Source organism: Halomonas sp. ATBC28 (genome assembly GCF_005937175.1).
In the GTDB taxonomy this organism is placed as follows: domain Bacteria; phylum Pseudomonadota; class Gammaproteobacteria; order Pseudomonadales; family Halomonadaceae; genus Vreelandella; species Vreelandella titanicae.
On sequence record NZ_VCQL01000006.1, the window covers coordinates 123,285 to 141,329 of the forward strand.

Below are 18,045 nucleotides of genomic sequence, written 5' to 3' on the forward strand. Positions count from 1 at the left end.
AGCCCACATGCAGGTGCAATTAGACAACGAAGAGGCCCAGGTCGCTTTTGGCGAAACTCTCGGGCACGTATTGCAAGGACGCGGGCTCGTCTATCTAGAGGGTGAGCTAGGTGCCGGTAAAACCACGTTAACGCGTGGCATCCTGCGGGCTTACGGCCATCAAGGGGCGGTTAAAAGCCCCACTTACACCTTGGTAGAGCCTTATGAGTTGAACGATCAGCGGGTTTATCATCTGGATTTATACCGCTTAGCGGATCCAGAAGAGCTTGAGTTTATTGGTGGTCGAGACGTGCTGGCCGACGATGCAGTCACCATTATTGAGTGGCCCAGCCGCGGTGAAGGGTGGTTGCCAGCGCCTGACCTGCGCCTAACCTTGGAAGTAGTGGCGCAAGGGCGTTTAGTCTCATTAGCTGCGGGTAGTGATAACGGTCAGCGTATGCTTGAATTATTGCGAAGTAAGGTAAGTAGCAAGGTAAGTGCAGTCAGTAAAGAAGGTTCCGACCAGTTGGAGAACGGTGTGATTCAATGGAAATGAAGGGCATAGCGGCAGGCGTATATCGTTTATTAGCCGCCGGTTTTTTTGCCCTGGCGGCGGTTGATGTACAAGCGTCCAGCGTAGAGAGCATGCGGCTTTGGGCGGCGCCAGATCATGCCCGGCTGGTGTTTGATCTCTCCGCTGCGACTAATGCCAACGTATTTTCGCTGGAGAACCCGGCGCGGTTGGTGATTGATTTAGATGATACCCAAATGGATACCGACCCCAGTACGCTGCCTTTGCACGACAGTGCAATTACCTCGGTGCGTACCGGCGTGCGGGAGGGTGGGGGCCTGCGGGTAGTGCTTGAACTCAATCGAGAAATTGAGCCACGCCATTTTACCCTGACACCTAACGACCAGTACGGTCACCGACTGGTCGTTGATCTCGAATATCCTGGTGAGAGTGCCGTCGAGAATCCGATTGACCCCATTGAGGCGATGATTCGGGACCAGGAAATTCAGGCCCAGCGGGCATCTACTCAAGGCCAGCTGTCGGACAGCGTGGCGCCGCCTAGCGAGGCAGCGCCGACAGAAGTGCAGGAAGCCAAGCCGCACCCAAGGCGCGATATTATTATTGCCGTCGACGCCGGTCATGGTGGTGAAGACCCAGGGGCGATTGGCCCTTCAGGCACACGGGAAAAGGACGTAGTGCTGGAAATTGCCCGTCGCCTAGCCGTTGAAGTGAACGGTACTGAGGGCTTTAAAGCCGTGCTGGTGCGGGATGGTGACTACTATATAGGGTTGCGTCAGCGTACCGCACTGGCACGTGAGCAGAAAGCCGACTTTTTTGTTTCGATACACGCCGATGCTTTCACCAGCCCAAGACCCCAAGGGAGCTCGGTCTATGCGCTTTCTCAGCGCGGCGCCACCTCGGAAACCGCCCAGTGGCTGGCGGATAGTGAGAACCGCTCCGACCTTATCGGCGGTGTCGATGGCAGTCTCTCCTTGCGTGATAAAGACCAGGTGCTGCGCGGCGTGTTGTTGGATTTGACCATGACTGCCACGCTGAATGACTCGCTCTCGATCGGTGGTCAGGTATTGGAGCAGTTAGGCCGCATTAACCGGCTGCATAAGTCGCGGGTCGAGCAGGCTGGGTTTATGGTACTGAAGTCTCCCGATATCCCCTCGCTGTTGATCGAGGTTGGCTTTATCTCTAACCCTGACGAAGAGCGTCGGCTACGCGACCCAGTCCACCAATCAGGGCTTTCTCAGGCTATCTTCAGCGGTTTGCGCGAGCATTTCGAGCGCTTCCCACCGCCGGCCAGCCTGCTTGCCTGGCAGCGTGATAATCAGCGTCGCCCTTCGGGTAACGAGTACCGTATTCAGTCGGGAGACACCCTGTCAGCGATTGCTGTGCGTCATGGCGTGCCGGTTAATCAGTTGAGGCAGGCCAATGACCTGAATGGTGACGTGATTCGCGTTGGCCAAGTGTTACAGATTCCCCGTTCATGAGGTGCCGTGTTGACTGATATAACCGCTATCGCACCGCGTATACAGGTACTCGACCCGCGGTTGGCCAACCAGATTGCCGCCGGTGAGGTGGTTGAGCGCCCCTCATCGGTCACCAAAGAGTTGATAGAGAACGCTATTGATGCGGGCAGCCAGCGTATCGAAGTAGAGATCGAGCAAGGGGGCGCGCGGCTGATCAAAGTGCGCGATGACGGGATTGGCATTGGCGAAGAGGATTTGCCGCTGGCCCTGGCCCGCCATGCCACCAGTAAGATTGGCAGCCTGGAAGACTTAGAGGGCGTTAGTTCGCTAGGCTTTCGCGGTGAAGCGCTGGCATCGATTAGCTCCGTCTCGCGGCTGGAGCTGATCTCCAATGCCGAAGACGACCCCCGCCATGGCTGGCGGGTGGTTGCGGAAGGGCGGGGCATGGAAGCACGGGTGACACCTGCGCCACACCCCCGTGGTACCAGCGTTGGCGTGCGCGATCTGTTTTTTAATACCCCCGCCCGGCGCAAGTTTCTGCGCACAGAAAAGACCGAATTTGCCCATGTAGAAGAGGCATTTCGCCGTCAGGCGCTATCCCGCTACGACATCGCCTGGGTATTGCGCCATAACCAAAAAGTCATTCACCAGTTGCCCGCCGGTCACTCTGCGGCGGCCCGGGAGCGGCGTATTGCCTCGCTGCTGGGCAAGAATTTTATCGAGCATGCTCGCTATATCGAGCGCGAAGCGGGCGGTATACGGCTAAGCGGCTGGGTTGGCTTGCCCACCCACTCGCGCTCACAGGCTGACCAACAGTACTTTTTTGTCAATGGACGCGTGGTGCGTGATCGTTTGGTCGCCCACGCGGTGCGTCAGGCCTATCGTGATGTGCTGTTTAACGGCCGTCATCCGGTCTTTGTGCTTTATCTGGAGCTTGATCCAGACGTTGTGGACGTCAACGTCCACCCCACCAAGCATGAAGTGCGCTTTCGTGATGGTCGTATGGTTCACGATTTTCTCTATTCGAGCCTCCATCACTCCCTGGCGTCGGCTAAACCCGCTGAGAGTGCAGAGGAGCATAATGCCGAGGTGGCTGATACGTCAGGCGCATCGCCACAGGGCGAAGCTTCAGAAGTGGGTGCCGAACAACCCCGCTGGCAGCAGCAGGGGATTGCGCTGACCCACTCGCCGGATCGCCACCCCGGTGCTGAGCGCGTGCGCCGCTTTATGCAGGGTTATCAGGCGCTACACCCCAATCACGAAGAAACGCTGTTAACGCCTCAGCCGAGCCCTCCCAGTGAGCGAGGTAGTGAGGTGCGTGAAGCGCCCCTGGCGATGCCTGATAACGATCCCACTGCGCCACCACCACTAGGGTTTGCGCTAGGGCAGTTGCACGGCATTTATATTCTGGCCCAGAACGCTGAGGGATTGGTGCTGGTGGATATGCATGCCGCCCATGAGCGAATCGTCTATGAGCGCATGAAGGCACAGCTGGCCGCTGCCAAAGGGTTGGATGCGCAGCCGCTGCTAGTGCCTGTCTCCATTGCTGCTAGCCGGGCCGAAGTGGCCACGGCAGAGAGCGAGCAAGAGGCAATTGCCAAGCTGGGTATTGAGCTGGATATCGCCGGGCCAGAGACGCTGCTGGTACGCCAACTGCCGGCGTTACTTGCCCAGGCTGATCCTGAGGCGCTGGTGCGTCAGATGCTGGAAGAGCTGGCGCGCTATGGGCTTACCCATCAAGTCGAGGCTAGGGTGCATGAACTACTCTCTACTATGGCCTGTCATGGCAGCGTGCGTGCCAACCGTCGGCTTACTATCGACGAGATGAACGCGCTACTGCGCGACATGGAGCGCACCGAGCGCAGCGACCAATGTAATCACGGTCGTCCCACCTGGACGCAGATGGGGCTCAAAGCGCTTGATCGGCTCTTCTTGCGCGGCCAATAGATGCTTGAACAACAGCTGCGCAATCAGTAATCACCATTTTCTTAGCTAATGGAACCGCGCATGGCTGATACCCGCCCCTGGGCGATTTTTTTAATGGGCCCCACGGCCGCTGGGAAAACCGATGCTGCGATGGCGCTACACGAGCGCCTGGGGCATGAGCTGATTAGCGTTGACTCGGCCATGGTATATCGCGGCATGGATATTGGCAGTGCCAAACCCAGCGCGAGTGAGCTTGCCCGTGCGCCTCACCACTTGATCGATATCCGCGATCCCGCTGAGCCCTATTCGGCGGCCGATTTTCGTGTAGATGCGCTTTCTCTTATGCGACAAATCAGCGCGGCGGGCAAAGTCCCCCTGCTGGTCGGCGGTACTATGCTTTACTACAAGCGGCTGGTCGAAGGGGTGGCAAACTTGCCTTCTGCCGACCCGGCTATTCGCCAGCGGCTTGAAGCACAGTGGCAAAACGAAGGACTATTGTCGCTACATCAACGCCTGGCAGAGGTGGATGCGCTATCCGCCCAGCGCATTCACCCCAATGACCCGCAGCGCGTCATGCGCGCGCTGGAGGTGTACTACGCCAGTGGGCGGCCAATGAGTGAGCTGTGGGCGGAGCAACAGCCGGAAACCTTTCCCTGGCGCGTGTTGTCGATAGCTTTGGCGCCCAGTGATCGCAGCTTGCTGCATCAACGCATTGCCCAGCGTTTCGAAGTAATGTTGGGTGAGGGCTTGATAAATGAAGTCGCCGCCCTCAAAAAGCGTAATGACTTACATTTAGGCCTACCGGCGATGAAGAGTGTTGGTTATCGCCAAGTGTGGGAGTACCTGGAAGGTGAGTATGATTATGCCTCCCTCGTTGAGCGAGGCGTGATCGCAACTCGTCAGTTAGCCAAGCGACAATTAACCTGGTTAAGAAGCTGGCCAGAACTTAACTGGGTAGATTCACAGCGCTCAGATGCACTGGATCAGGTGTTGAAACTCGTGCGTGACAGCAGTGCTTAGCGTAAGATAGTTCGCTAAGCTGGTAATTTAGGTAGTGTGTTTTCGATTGGCTGGGTGTTTGAGCCTTTCGAATATCACTAGGCTCTTCGGGCATCATTCGGCCTTTCGGGCAGTAATAAAATAGTGCGGCGTAGCACCAGTAGGGCACGCCATTTGATAATTAACCCCAACGACAGTTTTAGGGAGAGCAACATGTCCAAAGGGCAGTCCCTTCAAGACCCGTACTTGAACATTCTGCGCAAGGAGCGCATTCCGGTCTCTATCTTTTTGGTCAACGGCATTAAGCTGCAGGGTCAGATCGAATCGTTTGACCAGTTTGTTATCCTGCTGCGCAATACCGTTAGTCAGATGGTTTATAAACACGCTATTTCCACGGTTGTTCCATCTCGCAACGTACGCTTGCCTGCGCAAGACCCGGCAGAGCAGGATGCGGAGATTTAACATCGCTGGAGAAGCAAGAGAGTCCACGAGGTATTGATTGTTTTTCGAACGCCCAGACGCCGGTGAAACGGCAGTTCTTGTTCACGTCGATTTTCATGATGAACAAAAACGTGAAGACCCGGGTGAGTTTTTAGAGCTCGTACGCTCTGCTGGTGCAGAGCCTGCGACTCTTCTCACTGCTAGCCGCCACCGACCTGACTCGCGCACCTTTATTGGGTCAGGTAAGTTGGAAGAGCTGCGGGCACTGCTCGCGGCTCATGAGGCAGAGCTGGTGATCTTCAACCATAGCTTAAGTCCCTCTCAAGAGCGCAATGTAGAGCAAGAGCTCAAGTGCCGAGTGCTCGACCGTACTGGTTTGATCCTCGATATCTTTGCGCAACGGGCAAGAACCCATGAAGGTAAGCTGCAGGTAGAGCTTGCTCAGCTTGAATATATGTCGACTCGCCTCGTGCGTGGTTGGACACACCTAGAGCGGCAAAAAGGTGGGATTGGCCTGCGCGGCCCAGGCGAGACGCAGTTAGAAACTGACCGTCGTCTGCTGCGTGGTCGGATCAAATCGATTCACAAACGGCTCGATAAAGTGCGCAGCCAGCGCGACCAGAATCGCCGAGCGCGTGCGCGCGCGGAAATTCATAGCGTATCGCTGGTGGGGTACACCAACGCCGGTAAGTCAACGCTATTTAACGCCTTAACCAATTCTGAGGTGTATGCAGCCGACCAGCTGTTTGCGACACTTGACCCTACTTTGCGGCGGCTTGAGATTGAAGACGTTGGTCCGGTAGTGATGGCCGATACCGTGGGCTTTATTCGCCACTTGCCGCACAAGTTGGTTGAGGCGTTTCAAGCGACGCTCCAGGAAGCCTCTGAAGCGTCGTTGCTGGTACACGTGATCGATGCCGCAGATCCTGACCGCGAGTTAAACGTGGAGCAGGTGGAGCTAGTGCTCAAAGAGATCGGCGCCGATGATGTGCCGGTACTCAAAGTCATGAATAAAATTGATAAGCTCGATAGTGCCCCACGTATAGAGCGTGATGGGCATGGTGTGCCCGAAGTGGTTTGGCTTTCGGCCCAGCAGGGCCAGGGGCTTGAGCTGCTCCATGAGGCGCTGACCGAGCGCTTGGCAAATGATGTCATTGGCTTTTCGCTGACACTGACTCCCGAGCAGGGTAAGCTGCGGGCAGGGTTGCACGAGCTCAATGCCGTTCGCGAGGAAGCCTTTGATGAGCAGGGGCATTCAGTGCTTGATGTGCGTTTGCCGCGGCGTGACTTTAATCAGTTGATGGCCCAACTGGGCGAGCGAGCCAACACCTATTTACCTGAAGCGCTGCGTGAAACCAATGAGTGGTAAGCGACTTAATTACCCATCCTAGTACGCTGCATGTATGCAGTTTTGTATGAAAATGGTACAAGGTTTATAGAGCAATAATATCAAAACGCGGTGGTGCCGCCTAAGTGTGATGCCATTAGCGTTAGCGAATACCTTAGTGGAGACGAAGTATGGCCTGGAATGAGCCTGGTGGTGGCAACCAGCACGACCCTTGGAGTAGTGGCGGCCGACGCGGTGGAAACGACGGCGATGGAAACCGTGGCAGTAATAATGGCGGCGGCAACAATGGCAATAAAGGGGGCAACAACCAAGGTCCACCTGACCTGGATGAAGCGCTGAAAAAGTTTCAGGACAAGCTCAACAGCATGTTGGGTGGCGGCAAAAAAGGCGGCGGCAAGAAAACCGGGGGTGGCGGTAGTGATAAGAACCGCAACCCTTTCGCGCTGCCAGGCCTGCTGATTATTGTTGCGCTGGCTATTTGGGCTGCAATGGGCTTCTACCTCGTGGATCAATCCGAGCGCGGCGTTGTGCTGCGGTTTGGTGAGTTTCAGGGCATCGTAGATCCAGGCCTGCAGTGGAATCCGCCGCTGATTGACGATGTACGTATGGTCAATGTGACCCGTGTGCGCTCTCTGTCGCAGACCCAGTCGATGCTGACCCGCGACGAAAACATTGTCGAAGTGGAAATTTCTGCTCAGTATCAGGTAGCTAATCCACGTGATTTTGTGCTTAACGTACGCGATCCTGCTATCTCGATTGAGAATGCGCTGGATTCGGCACTACGTCACGTCGTCGGCGGTACCGATATGATCGATATCCTGACCTCGGGTCGTGAGATTCTGGGTAGCTCGGTCGCTAGTCGTCTACAGTCCTATCTCGACAACTACGGTGCTGGTATTCGTTTACAGACCATTAACATCGAGTCCACTTCGGCGCCCGCGCCAGTGATTGACGCCTTCGATGACGTTATTCGGGCCCGTGAAGATCGTCAGCGTACGATCAACCAGGGTATTGCTTACGCCAACGCGATTATTCCGGAAGCGCAAGGTCAGGCGCAGCGTATTGTTGAGCAGGGGCAGGGTTACCGTGAGTCAGTAGTCGCTGAAGCGCAGGGTCAAGCCAACCGCTTTAACTCGCTACTCTCCGAGTACACAAATGCCCCGGATATCATGCGTGAACGTATGTACCTGGACACAATGGAAGAAGTGTTTAGTAATTCGCCGAAGGTGCTGTTGGATGTAAGCGAAAACGCGCCGCTGATGTATCTGCCCCTCGATCAGCTTAGCGGTGGGAGCAGTAGTCGAAATAACTCTTCGAGCGGAAGCGCCAATAGCGATGAACAGCTAGACCCGAGTGTGCTTGAGCGGTTACGCAACACCCAGGGCAGTTCCAGCTCTTCATCGAATACCAATAGTAGCTCCATCCGCAGGGAGGGCCGGTAAATGATTAATAATCGATCCCTGCTGATTGTTGGTGGTCTGGCTGCCGTGGCGTGGCTGGCAAGCAACACTCTGTACGTGGTAGACGAAACCGAGCGTGCCGTTAAACTGCGCTTTGGTGAAGTCATTGAAGAGAATATTCAGCCTGGCTTGCATGCCAAAGTGCCGATCGCGCAAACGATTCGTAAGTTTGATACGCGCTTGTTGACGCTGGACACCGATACCAGCCGCTATCTGACCCTTGAGCAGAAAGCGGTTATCGTTGACTCCTATGTTAAGTGGCAGGTGGTTAATCCTACTCGCTACTACGAGGCGACTGCCGGCGATGAGTTGATGGCCATTCGCCTGATTCAGCCGCGGGTGGATGAGAGCCTGCGTAATGAATTTGGTCGCTTGAATCTTCAGGAAATTATCGCCGAGCGTCGTGATGACCTGATGACGGGCCCCACCGCAGAACTCGACGAGCTGATGCGTGAAGAGCTCGGGGTGGCAATTCGCGATATTCGTATCAAGCGCATCGATTTGCCCGAAGACGTATCAGCCGCTGTTTTTGAGCGGATGCGCTCCGAGCGTGAGCGTGAAGCTCGTGAATGGCGTGCTCAGGGTCAGGAAGAGGCTGAGCGTATTCGCGCCAATGCGGATCGTCGTCGCCAAGTACTGCTTGCCCAGGCCAATGAGCGCTCCGAGACGCTGCGCGGTGAAGGTGATGCCCAAGCCGCTGCGATTTTCTCTGAAGCGTATGGTCAGGATCAGGAGTTCTACTCTTTCTGGCGTAGCCTTAATGCCTATAGCGAAAGCTTTGCCGACGATGGCAATCTGATGGTGCTGGAGCCGAGTAGCGACTTCTTCCGCTATTTGCGCAGCGCTGAACCAGAAAGCGGTGAAGACAGCGGCGAGTAAACCGCCGTTGGCCGGTGCTCCTCGTCTTGGTTTGTTGATAGCCAAGCGGGGTTCACCCGGCCAATAAACGTGATAGAATTTGTTGACCGGGCGTCGCCCGGTTTTTTTGTGGCTCCTATTTCTTCAAGTTCAAGGCAATCGTCATGACCATCGCTGACCGCTGGCTACTGCCCGACGGCATGGATGAGGTGCTCCCGCCTCAGGCAAGCCGTATGGAAGAGCTGCGCCGCGCGCTGCTCGATCTTTACCACTGCTGGGGCTATGACCAGGTAATGCCGCCCCCAGTGGAGTTTCTGGACTCACTGTTAACAGGCACCGGCACGGATCTGGATCTTCAGACCTTTAAGCTGACCGACCAGTTAACGGGTCGCATGATGGGCGCCTCGGCGGACGTTACGCCGCAAGTTGCGCGTATGGATGCCCATTCGCTAAAGCGTCAGGGGCCGGTGCGCCTTTGCTACTGCACTAATGTACTGCGTGCTAAGGCAGACCAGCATCAGGGTGGCCGTAGCCCGGTGCAGGTGGGTGCTGAGCTGTTTGGTCATGCCGGGCTAGAAGCGGACAGTGAGATAATTCACTTGGCGCTGGCCAGTATGAAGGCCGCGGGCGCTGAGGAGATTCACTTGGCGTTAGGGCATATCGGCATCTATCGAAGCCTTGCAGAAGCGGCAGCGCTCAGTGACGAGCAGGAGCGTGCGTTATTTGAGGCGTTAGCGCTAAAATCACCCAGTCAACTGGCGCAGCATGTAGATGCCAGCGTCAGCGACCCGGCCTTAGCGGACATGCTGTTAGCTCTGGGTGATCTGCACGGCGGTGCGGATGTTTTACGCCAGGCGCGGGAGCGTTTTGCCGGTGCGCCGGCCTCGGTCACGGCGGCACTGGATCAGTTGGATGCGCTCTATCAAGGGGTGCTGGCACGCTTTGATGTGTCGCTCTACTTTGACTTGGCGGAACTGCGCGGCTATCAATACCACACGGGTATGATGTTTGCCGCTTATGTGCCGGGCTACGGACATGCGCTGGCTAAAGGCGGACGTTATGACGATACCGGGCGGGCTTTTGGTCGTGCGCGCCCGGCCACCGGCTTCTCGATGGATCTGAAACAGCTGGCGTCGCTGGCGCTGGCATCACCGAGTCGCGGGGCTATTTGGTCGCCCGCTGTGCAGGATGAGTCGCTCAACGCTGCCATTGTCGCGCTGCGTGAGCAGGGGGAACGCGTGATTCAAGCGCTGCCAGGGCAGCGTACTGGGCCGGCGGAGCATGAGTGTGACCGCCGTCTTGAGCTTATCGATGGTCGTTGGCAGCCAACGGCCCTGACACAAGAGACGAGTGCATCATAATGGGTAAGAATGTCGTAGTGCTGGGCACCCAATGGGGTGACGAAGGCAAGGGTAAAATCGTTGACCTGCTGACTGAGTCCGCATCCGCCGTGGTGCGTTTTCAAGGTGGCCATAACGCGGGTCATACGCTGGTCATCGACGGTGAAAAGACCGTTCTCCACCTGATTCCATCCGGCGTTTTGCGTCCAGGCAAAACCTGCGTGATTGGTAATGGTGTGGTGCTCTCGCCGGAAGCGCTGATCAAAGAGATCCGTGAGCTGGAAGCCAAAGGTGTGCCAGTACGCGAACGCCTGCGTCTGTCGCCAGCTTGTCCGCTGATCCTGCCCTACCATGTGCGCCTGGATCAGGCCCGTGAAAAAGCCCGTGGCATTGCCAAAATTGGCACCACTGGCCGGGGCATTGGGCCTGCCTACGAAGACAAAGTCGCCCGTCGTGGCCTGCGCTTAGGCGATATGCTTCATCGCGAACGTTTCGCTTCCAAGTTGGGCGAAGTGCTCGACTACCACAACTTCGTGTTGGTGAATTACCACGGTGAACCGGCGGTCGACTTCCAGGAAGTGCTGGACACGGCGATGCAAATGGCCGAAGAGCTGCGTCCCATGGTGTGCGATACCGTCAGTATGGTGCACGACCTGCGAAAAGCCGGTGAGAATATCCTGTTTGAAGGGGCTCAGGGCTCGCTGTTGGATATCGACCACGGTACCTACCCCTATGTAACCAGCTCTAACACCACCGCAGGCGGCACAGCCACCGGCTCTGGCGTCGGCCCGCTCTATTTGGACTACGTGCTGGGTATCACCAAGGCGTATACCACCCGTGTTGGTTCAGGCCCGTTCCCCACTGAGCTGTTCGATGTCGATGGCCGCCACCTTGCCGAGCGTGGCCACGAGTTTGGTGCTACCACTGGCCGTGCCCGCCGCTGTGGCTGGTTTGACGCTGTGGCACTGCGTCACGCGGTGCAAATCAACTCGGTCACCGGTATCTGCCTGACCAAGCTGGACGTACTGGACGGGCTGGAAAATATCCGCGTGTGCGTTGGCTATCGCAGTAAAGATGGTGACGTGCTGGAAACGCCAGTGGATTCAGAAGGCTATGAAGCTGTTGAACCCCTCTACGAAGACCTGCCAGGCTGGAAAGAGTCGACTCTAGGGGCTAAAAAGGTAGAGGATTTACCTGCCAATGCCCGCGCTTATATCAGTTACCTTGAAGAGCAGGTAGGTACCAGTATCGATATTATCTCCACCGGTCCAGACCGCATGGAAACCATCGTGCTACGTAACCCGTTCGATAGCTAAGCACGCTTTAAGCGGGCCATTAGTGAGCAGATGAGCAAAAGGGGCAACTTAGTTGCCCCTTTTGCTATTTAAAAGTCGATACCCCGACGCGCCTGCAGGCCATTGTTGAAGGCATGGCGCACTTCCTGCATTTCAGTCACTGTATCGGCCATAGCGACGAGTTCGCGGTGAGCGTTGCGGCCGGTAATAATCACTGTCTGTTCTTTAGGACGATTCTCCAGTGCTTGTTTAACGGTTTCGATCTCCAGGTAGCCAAACTTGAGCATATAGGTGATTTCGTCGAGCACCACCAGATAGGTCTCTGGGTCTGCGAGCATACGCTCAGCCTCTTTCCACACTGCTTGGCAGGCGTCGGTGTCCGCTTGGCGATTTTGCGTATCCCAGGTGAAACCGGTAGCCATTATCGCCACCTCTAGATTGGCATCCTCCTCCAATCGATTGCGTTCGCCGCACTCCCACAACCCCTTGATAAACTGCACTACGCCCACTTTATAGCCATAACCCAAAGCGCGGGTGACCGTGCCCCAGGCAGCGGTTGTTTTGCCTTTACCGTTACCGGTGTTAATGATGATTAGGCCGCGCTGCTCGTTAGCACTGGCGACTTTCTCCTCTACGCGCGTTTTAAGCTTCTCCATAGAGGCTTTGTGGCGGGTGTCGCGGTCACTCATGGTATCTCCTGATAAAGCGGAAAGCTGAAAAATAGCCAATATTCATAATCCGCTAGCCTAAGCTATCAGCACAGGGTTGAACATCTTTATGGAGGTACTTGAAGATAATTTTTGTACAGGTATTTTCGGTGTTTTGTGAATATTTGTCTCAATAATGCACCCTAAAATCCAACAAAAAAGAACAGGATTGGCCCCTAGGGGGCTGGCTGCTCTAGAATAGGTGGTCATGTCTTTTCAGGAATTACATCATGCCCTCATTTGATATTGTTTCAGAGTTCGATAAACACGAAGGCGCTAACGCCGTAGACCAAGCTAACCGGGAAGTGCAGTCACGGTTCGATTTTAAGGGGGTCGATGCCAGCTTCACCCTTGAAGGTGACAAAGTGCAGCTAGAGGCGGAAGTCGATTTCCAGCTCAAGCAGATGCTCGATGTGCTGCGAGCCCGTTTAATCGCCCGGGGTATCGATGCCCGCTGTATGGATGTTCAAGACCCGGTGCTCTCCGGCGTGAAAGCACGCCAGGAAGTCGCTCTCAAGGAGGGGCTCGACGCGGCGGAAGCCAAAGATGTGGTCAAGCGCATCAAGGCCAGCAAGCTCAAAGTGCAGGCGCAAATTCAAGGTGAGAAAGTGCGTGTAACGGGTAAAAAGCGCGACGATTTACAAGCTGTTATGGCATTGCTGCGCGGCGAAGAGGGGCCGGATTTACCGCTCCAATTCGATAACTTCCGCGACTAGGTAGCGGTGTTAAGCTGTCGAACATTTTGAAGTATGTAATATTCGTTTTATACAGGAGTCACGCACTATGTCTGATCCGCAGCCGGTTTATTTAAGCGACTACCAGCCACCCGCCTACCGGGTAACTCATACCGAGCTGACGTTTGATCTTGACCCCGCCGCGACCCGTGTGAAAGCGCGACTGTTGATTGAGCGACATCCAGAAGCTGACGCTAAGGCACCGCTCGCCTTAAATGGCGAGCAGCTAAAGCTTATCTCTCTGGCGATTGATGCAACGCCGCTGGATGCCGCTGCTTATGAACTAGATGATGAAGTCCTGCGCATTGCTCAGGTGCCCGAGCGTTTTGTGTTGGAGAGCGAGGTGGAGATCGCCCCGCAGGAGAATACGGCGTTAGAGGGGCTGTACCAATCCAACGGTATGTACTGCACCCAGTGCGAGGCCGAAGGCTTCCGGCGGATTACCTTTTACCCTGACCGCCCAGACGTCATGGCGACCTTTAAGGTCACTGTGATCGGCGATCAGCAGCAAGAGCCGATTTTGCTGGCTAACGGTAACCCGATTGAGCGCGGCGAGCTGGAGGGCGGTCGCCACTTTGTTACTTGGGAAGACCCGCACCCCAAGCCCTGTTACCTGTTTGCTTTGGTGGCAGGCAACCTGCATAGCGTAGAAGATCATTTCACCACCATGAGTGGGCGGGATGTCACGCTGCAAATTTGGGTAGAAAAAGAGAACCTGGATAAGACCGAGCATGCCATGGCCTCGTTAAAGCGTGCCATGGAGTGGGATGAGCAGGCGTATGGGCGCGAATACGACCTGGATCTGTTTATGATCGTGGCCGTCAATGACTTCAATATGGGGGCGATGGAGAACAAAGGCCTCAATATCTTTAACTCTGCCGCAGTCTTGACCCACCCCCAGACCGCCACCGATGCAGCGTTCCAAAACGTGGAAGGCATAGTCGCCCACGAATACTTTCACAACTGGTCGGGCAATCGCGTTACCTGCCGCGACTGGTTCCAGCTCTCGCTGAAAGAGGGCTTCACGGTCTTTCGTGACCAGTGCTTTTCAGCGGATACCAATTCAGCGCCGGTTAAGCGCATTCAGGATGTCTCCTTTTTCCGCACGGCCCAGTTTGCCGAAGATGCTGGCCCCACGGCGCATCCGATTCGTCCCGACCACTTTATCGAAATTACCAACTTCTACACCCTGACGATTTATGAGAAAGGGGCCGAAGTCGTACGCATGTTGCGTAATTTAGTAGGGGAGGAGAGCTTTCGTCGCGGTTCAGACCTTTACTTCGAGCGGTTCGACGGTCAAGCGGTGACCATTGAAGACTTTGTCGGCTGTATGGCTGAAGCCTCCGGTGAAGACTTCAGCCAGTTTATGCGCTGGTACTCCCAGGCGGGAACGCCGGATATTGATGCCCACGGTGAGTATGATTATGTTCAGGGCGAGTACCACTTGACGCTGCGTCAGCGTACGCCTGCAACACCTGGCCAGCCAGATAAGCTGCCGTTGCATATCCCGGTGCGTATGGGGCTGGTAGGTACCAAGTCGGGGCAGGATCTCACCCTGACGCTCAATGGCGAAAAGCTCGGCAAAGACGCGGTTATTCATCTACGTGACGATGAGCAAACGTTCGTATTCACCGATGTTGCCGAAGCGCCAGTGCCCTCTTTGCTACGCGAATTTTCCGCCCCGGTGAAGCTGCATTACCCCTATTCAAGGGAAGATCTCGCCTTCTTGCTGACCCACGACAGCGATGGTTTCAACCGCTGGGATGCGGGTCAACGCCTGGCGCTTTTGGCCTTGGATGACTTGATTGCTGCCCATAGGAATGGCGTCGAAAAGGTCATGGATAGCCGCGTCGTCGATGCCTTTAGAGCGCTGCTGAGCGGGCCAATGAGCGATAAGGCGGTATTGGCAGAGATGCTGGCGCTACCCTCTGAAGCATATATCGCCGAGCAGCAGCCCATTGTGGATGTAGATGCTATCCATGCCGCGCGGGAATTTGTCCGTCAGTCATTAGCCGTGGCTCTGCGGGATGAGTTTCTGGCTATCTATGAAGCCAATGTGACGGAAGAAGCGTACGCGCCGACATCGGAGCAAATAGCTCAGCGTAGCCTGAAAAACGTGGCGCTCTCTTATCTTATGTCGATTGAAGATGAGCAGGGCTTGGCACTGTGTGAAAGCCAATTCGCTGCTGACCACAATATGACCGATGTGCGTCAGGCGCTCACCCTGCTGGTGCACAGCGACCGCGACGACCTGGCTTCGCCAGCACTCAAAGCCTTCGGTGAGAAGTGGGCGCATGACCCGTTGGTGATGGATCAGTGGTTCACCGTCCAGGTATCGCGCCCTCAGCCAGATGTGCTTGAGCGGGTGAAGTACCTGATGCAGCATCCCGCCTTTTCACTCAAGAATCCCAATCGAGTCCGTGCATTGGTCGGCGCCTTTGCTCAGAACCGGGTCAATTTCCACCGTTTGGATGGTCAAGGCTACCAACTACTGGCTGATGTGGTCATCGAGCTCAACCGGCTTAACCCGGAAATTGCCGCGCGGCTAATCACCCCGTTAACCCGCTGGCAGCGCTTTGATGAAACCCGCCAAGCACTAATGCGGTCTGAGCTTGAGCGGATCAAACAACAGCCGCTATCTTCAAATGTATACGAGGTGGTCGAGAAAGCACTGGCATAAGCGTTTAGCGCAGTAGTGAATAACCGCAGTTAAACCATGGAAAGGAATAACAATAGTGACAGACTCACAGCAACACTATTTACTGATTATCAATGGTAAATCCGCCGGTAACCCGGCATTGCGTGAAGCAGTCAATGAACAACGTCAGGCAGGGATGCTGATTACGGTTCGCGCTACCTGGGAAGGGGGCGACGCTGCGGATATTGCAGAGCAGTCTGGCGCCATGGGCATTACCCACGTGATTGCCTGTGGTGGCGATGGCACTGTCAGCGAAGTCATGAACGGGCTGATGCGCTTACCTCATGACCGGCGTCCTGCGTTGGGCATTGTGCCCCTAGGCAGTGCCAATGATTTTGCTACCTCCGTTGGTTTACCGCTGGAGCCAGGCGCCGCTTTGGCCGCTGCACGGGAGTTAAGCGCCTATCCCATTGATGTTGTGCGCGTGACCGCAGGTGCAGGTGGCGAATCGTCCACCAGCTACTATATCAACATGACCACCGGTGGGTTTGGCGCTGAAGTTACCTCGTCGACACCGAAAACGCTTAAGCGGCTGCTCGGGGGCGGGGCTTACTCAGTGATGGGCGCGCTGAAGGCTTGGCGCCACCGCAGCTATCGCGGCACGCTCCATTGGGACGAAAAAGAGGAGAGTGCGTCTTTGTTGCTACTGGCGCTAGGTAATGGCCGCCAGTCGGGCGGGGGACAGGTACTGGGGCCGCGTGCCAAGCTGGATGATGGCCGTCTGGACGTGCTGCTGGTCAAAGACTTTCGGTCGATAACGGAACTGACCAAGCTCATTAGCGAGCTGCAGAGTTTCCCCTATGACGGGCGATTCGTGCGCTACTTCACCACGACCCAACTAACCGTGACCACCCAGGCAAATGGTTCGCCCTGGCCACTCACGTTAGACGGCGAAGCGCGCTACTATGACCAGTTCTGCGCGGAAGTAGTGCCCCTTGCTCTGCGTGTGTTACTGCCTGAGGAGTGCCCGTTGCTCTCCTCGACCAGCCGGCCTTAGTTCTTTTGGCTCACATTGTTAACGTTATAAAGGAGAAGAATTAAATGGCAAATCGCGTGTGGATACCCGCGCTCGCCGCCGTGGCTCTTTTGCTGAGTGCCTGCGGTGACTCCCAGGAAGATCCCACCGTGACACCCGATGATAATGCTGCGGTGACGGATGAAGAAACGGCTCGTGATGAGGGGGCGGGCGAAGAAGCGTCGGTCACGGCTGAAAACGCGACTGAGATGTCCAGTCCTGAAGAAGTAGAGGATGATATTGAGGAGCGCCAAGCTGCTGAGGAGCTTGAGCGAGCGGAAGCGCTGCGCGAGGATAGCGACACTCAGGCTAGTGATCCCCAATCCAGCGGCACTCAGTCCAGTGGCAGTGCGACGGCTGGCGGTGAAGAGGTTGAGGCTGGTGAAGACACCTTGGCGGCGGATCCTGAAGAGGTGCTCGATGAAGAGAGCGCTATGCCGGGTGAAGCTACACGTTCCGATGTAGATGACATCATTGCCGAAACTGAACGCCGTTTTGAAGAGGCCGAGCAGCGTTTGGAGGAGCAGTTTCAGGAGGTAGAGCAGCAGGCGCCGACCTTGGAGCCGATGGAGAACGAGGATGTACCGCCTAGCTGGGACGCCGAAAGCAGTCTGCCCGAGCGCACACCCTTGCAAGATGACAGTGATGTAACCGATGTTGACGCCTTGATTGAAGACACCGAACGTCGCTTTGAAGAAGCGCAGCAGCGGCTTGAGGAACAATTCCAAGAGTTGGAGAATCGTGAGGCGGAGAGTGGTGCTGTGGTCGAGCCGTCAGGCGAGCTTGATAGCAATGACTTTGACAGCAATGACTCCGATAGCGGTGATTCTGATAATCGTGATGTCGATAGCGCTGAAGATAGCCAGGAAACCGGTGCTAATGGAGAGTCGCGGAGTGAGAGAGGATCGCTTGAGTGATTCTCTTTAGCCAATAGTCAGGCAATAAAAAAGGCCCGCGTATGCGGGCCTTTGTCCATCCGTTAGCAATTAAGCTGGGCGGATGTTGGAAGCCTGAAGGCCTTTTTTACCCTGAGTCACTTCAAAGCTGACTTTTTGACCGTCTTGCAGGGTCTTGAAGCCTTCAGCTTGAATTTCGGAGAAGTGGGCGAACAGATCGTCTCCGCCGTCATCAGGAGAGATGAAGCCGAAGCCTTTAGTGTCGTTGAACCACTTAACAGTGCCAGTTGCCATTTTCTATTTCCTTAACGTGCTTAGTAATCACGGGCAACTCTATTGTCCACCCGCTACAATTACTCT

At 55.8% G+C, this 18,045-nt stretch carries 16 protein-coding genes; 14 read left to right on the forward strand and 2 right to left on the reverse strand.

Annotation, left to right across the window (positions count from 1 at the left end):
• The first annotated feature begins 7 nt into the window (after positions 1-7).
• The 10 genes from tsaE (at position 8) to E0L35_RS08605 (ending at position 11,656) form a co-directional block, all read left to right on the forward strand.
• Positions 8-535, forward strand: coding sequence for a tRNA (adenosine(37)-N6)-threonylcarbamoyltransferase complex ATPase subunit type 1 TsaE (gene tsaE, locus E0L35_RS08560; protein WP_035539154.1), 528 nt, complete (start codon positions 8-10; stop codon positions 533-535).
• Entirely contained in the window at positions 526-1,989 is a 1,464-nt protein-coding gene (locus tag E0L35_RS08565) for an N-acetylmuramoyl-L-alanine amidase (RefSeq protein WP_138800061.1), read from the forward strand. The genes tsaE and E0L35_RS08565 overlap by 10 nt, the downstream gene beginning before the upstream one ends.
• Before the next feature lie 9 nt (positions 1,990-1,998).
• Entirely contained in the window at positions 1,999-3,915 is a 1,917-nt protein-coding gene (mutL, locus tag E0L35_RS08570; protein ID WP_249362117.1) for a DNA mismatch repair endonuclease MutL, read from the forward strand.
• A 60-nt stretch (positions 3,916-3,975) separates the two neighbouring features.
• Positions 3,976-4,914 (forward strand): tRNA (adenosine(37)-N6)-dimethylallyltransferase MiaA, encoded by a 939-nt coding sequence (miaA, locus tag E0L35_RS08575; protein ID WP_027959066.1) that lies wholly within the window; start codon positions 3,976-3,978, stop codon positions 4,912-4,914.
• Between the two features lie 192 nt (positions 4,915-5,106).
• Positions 5,107-5,355, forward strand: a complete 249-nt coding sequence (gene hfq, locus E0L35_RS08580) for an RNA chaperone Hfq (RefSeq protein ID WP_007114649.1) — start codon at positions 5,107-5,109, stop codon at positions 5,353-5,355.
• A 37-nt stretch (positions 5,356-5,392) separates the two neighbouring features.
• A complete protein-coding gene (gene hflX / locus E0L35_RS08585) occupies positions 5,393-6,703 on the forward strand; it encodes a ribosome rescue GTPase HflX (protein ID WP_009287759.1) in 1,311 nt (436 codons plus the stop codon).
• Positions 6,704-6,852: 149 nt separating this feature from the next.
• Positions 6,853-8,124 carry an FtsH protease activity modulator HflK gene (hflK, locus tag E0L35_RS08590; RefSeq protein WP_138800062.1) on the forward strand — a complete coding sequence of 424 codons (1,272 nt, stop codon included), beginning with the start codon at positions 6,853-6,855 and terminating at the stop codon, positions 8,122-8,124.
• Complete coding sequence (hflC, locus tag E0L35_RS08595) at positions 8,125-9,021, forward strand: protease modulator HflC (protein ID WP_009287760.1); 897 nt, start codon at positions 8,125-8,127, stop codon at positions 9,019-9,021.
• Positions 9,022-9,164: 143 nt separating this feature from the next.
• Positions 9,165-10,361, forward strand: a complete 1,197-nt coding sequence (locus E0L35_RS08600) for an ATP phosphoribosyltransferase regulatory subunit (RefSeq protein ID WP_022523962.1) — start codon at positions 9,165-9,167, stop codon at positions 10,359-10,361.
• Positions 10,361-11,656 carry an adenylosuccinate synthase gene (locus tag E0L35_RS08605; protein WP_022523961.1) on the forward strand — a complete coding sequence of 432 codons (1,296 nt, stop codon included), beginning with the start codon at positions 10,361-10,363 and terminating at the stop codon, positions 11,654-11,656. Before E0L35_RS08600 ends, E0L35_RS08605 begins: the two co-directional genes overlap by 1 nt.
• 68 nt (positions 11,657-11,724) lie before the next feature.
• Here the strand turns inward: E0L35_RS08605 and cobO are convergent, their stop codons facing one another.
• Positions 11,725-12,324: a cob(I)yrinic acid a,c-diamide adenosyltransferase gene (gene cobO, locus E0L35_RS08610; protein WP_022523960.1), complete on the reverse strand. Its 600-nt coding sequence runs from the start codon at positions 12,322-12,324 to the stop codon at positions 11,725-11,727.
• A gap of 248 nt (positions 12,325-12,572) precedes the next feature.
• On the opposite strand from cobO, the gene E0L35_RS08615 reads away from it, so the two are divergent.
• The 4 genes from E0L35_RS08615 (at position 12,573) to E0L35_RS08630 (ending at position 17,706) form a co-directional block, all read left to right on the forward strand.
• Positions 12,573-13,058, forward strand: a complete 486-nt coding sequence (locus E0L35_RS08615) for a YajQ family cyclic di-GMP-binding protein (RefSeq protein WP_007114656.1) — start codon at positions 12,573-12,575, stop codon at positions 13,056-13,058.
• 67 nt (positions 13,059-13,125) lie between these two features.
• The gene (gene pepN / locus E0L35_RS08620; RefSeq protein ID WP_138800063.1) at positions 13,126-15,756 is read left to right on the forward strand and encodes an aminopeptidase N; all 2,631 of its coding nucleotides are present in this window, start codon (positions 13,126-13,128) and stop codon (positions 15,754-15,756) included.
• A 55-nt stretch (positions 15,757-15,811) separates the two neighbouring features.
• Positions 15,812-16,771, forward strand: a complete 960-nt coding sequence (gene yegS, locus E0L35_RS08625) for a lipid kinase YegS (protein ID WP_022523958.1) — start codon at positions 15,812-15,814, stop codon at positions 16,769-16,771.
• Positions 16,772-16,815: 44 nt separating this feature from the next.
• Positions 16,816-17,706, forward strand: coding sequence for a hypothetical protein (locus E0L35_RS08630; RefSeq protein WP_138800064.1), 891 nt, complete (start codon positions 16,816-16,818; stop codon positions 17,704-17,706).
• 69 nt (positions 17,707-17,775) lie between these two features.
• Here the strand turns inward: E0L35_RS08630 and E0L35_RS08635 are convergent, their stop codons facing one another.
• On the reverse strand, positions 17,776-17,979 hold the full coding sequence (locus E0L35_RS08635) for a cold-shock protein (protein ID WP_007114660.1): 204 nt from the start codon (positions 17,977-17,979) through the stop codon (positions 17,776-17,778).
• Positions 17,980-18,045 lie beyond the last annotated feature (66 nt).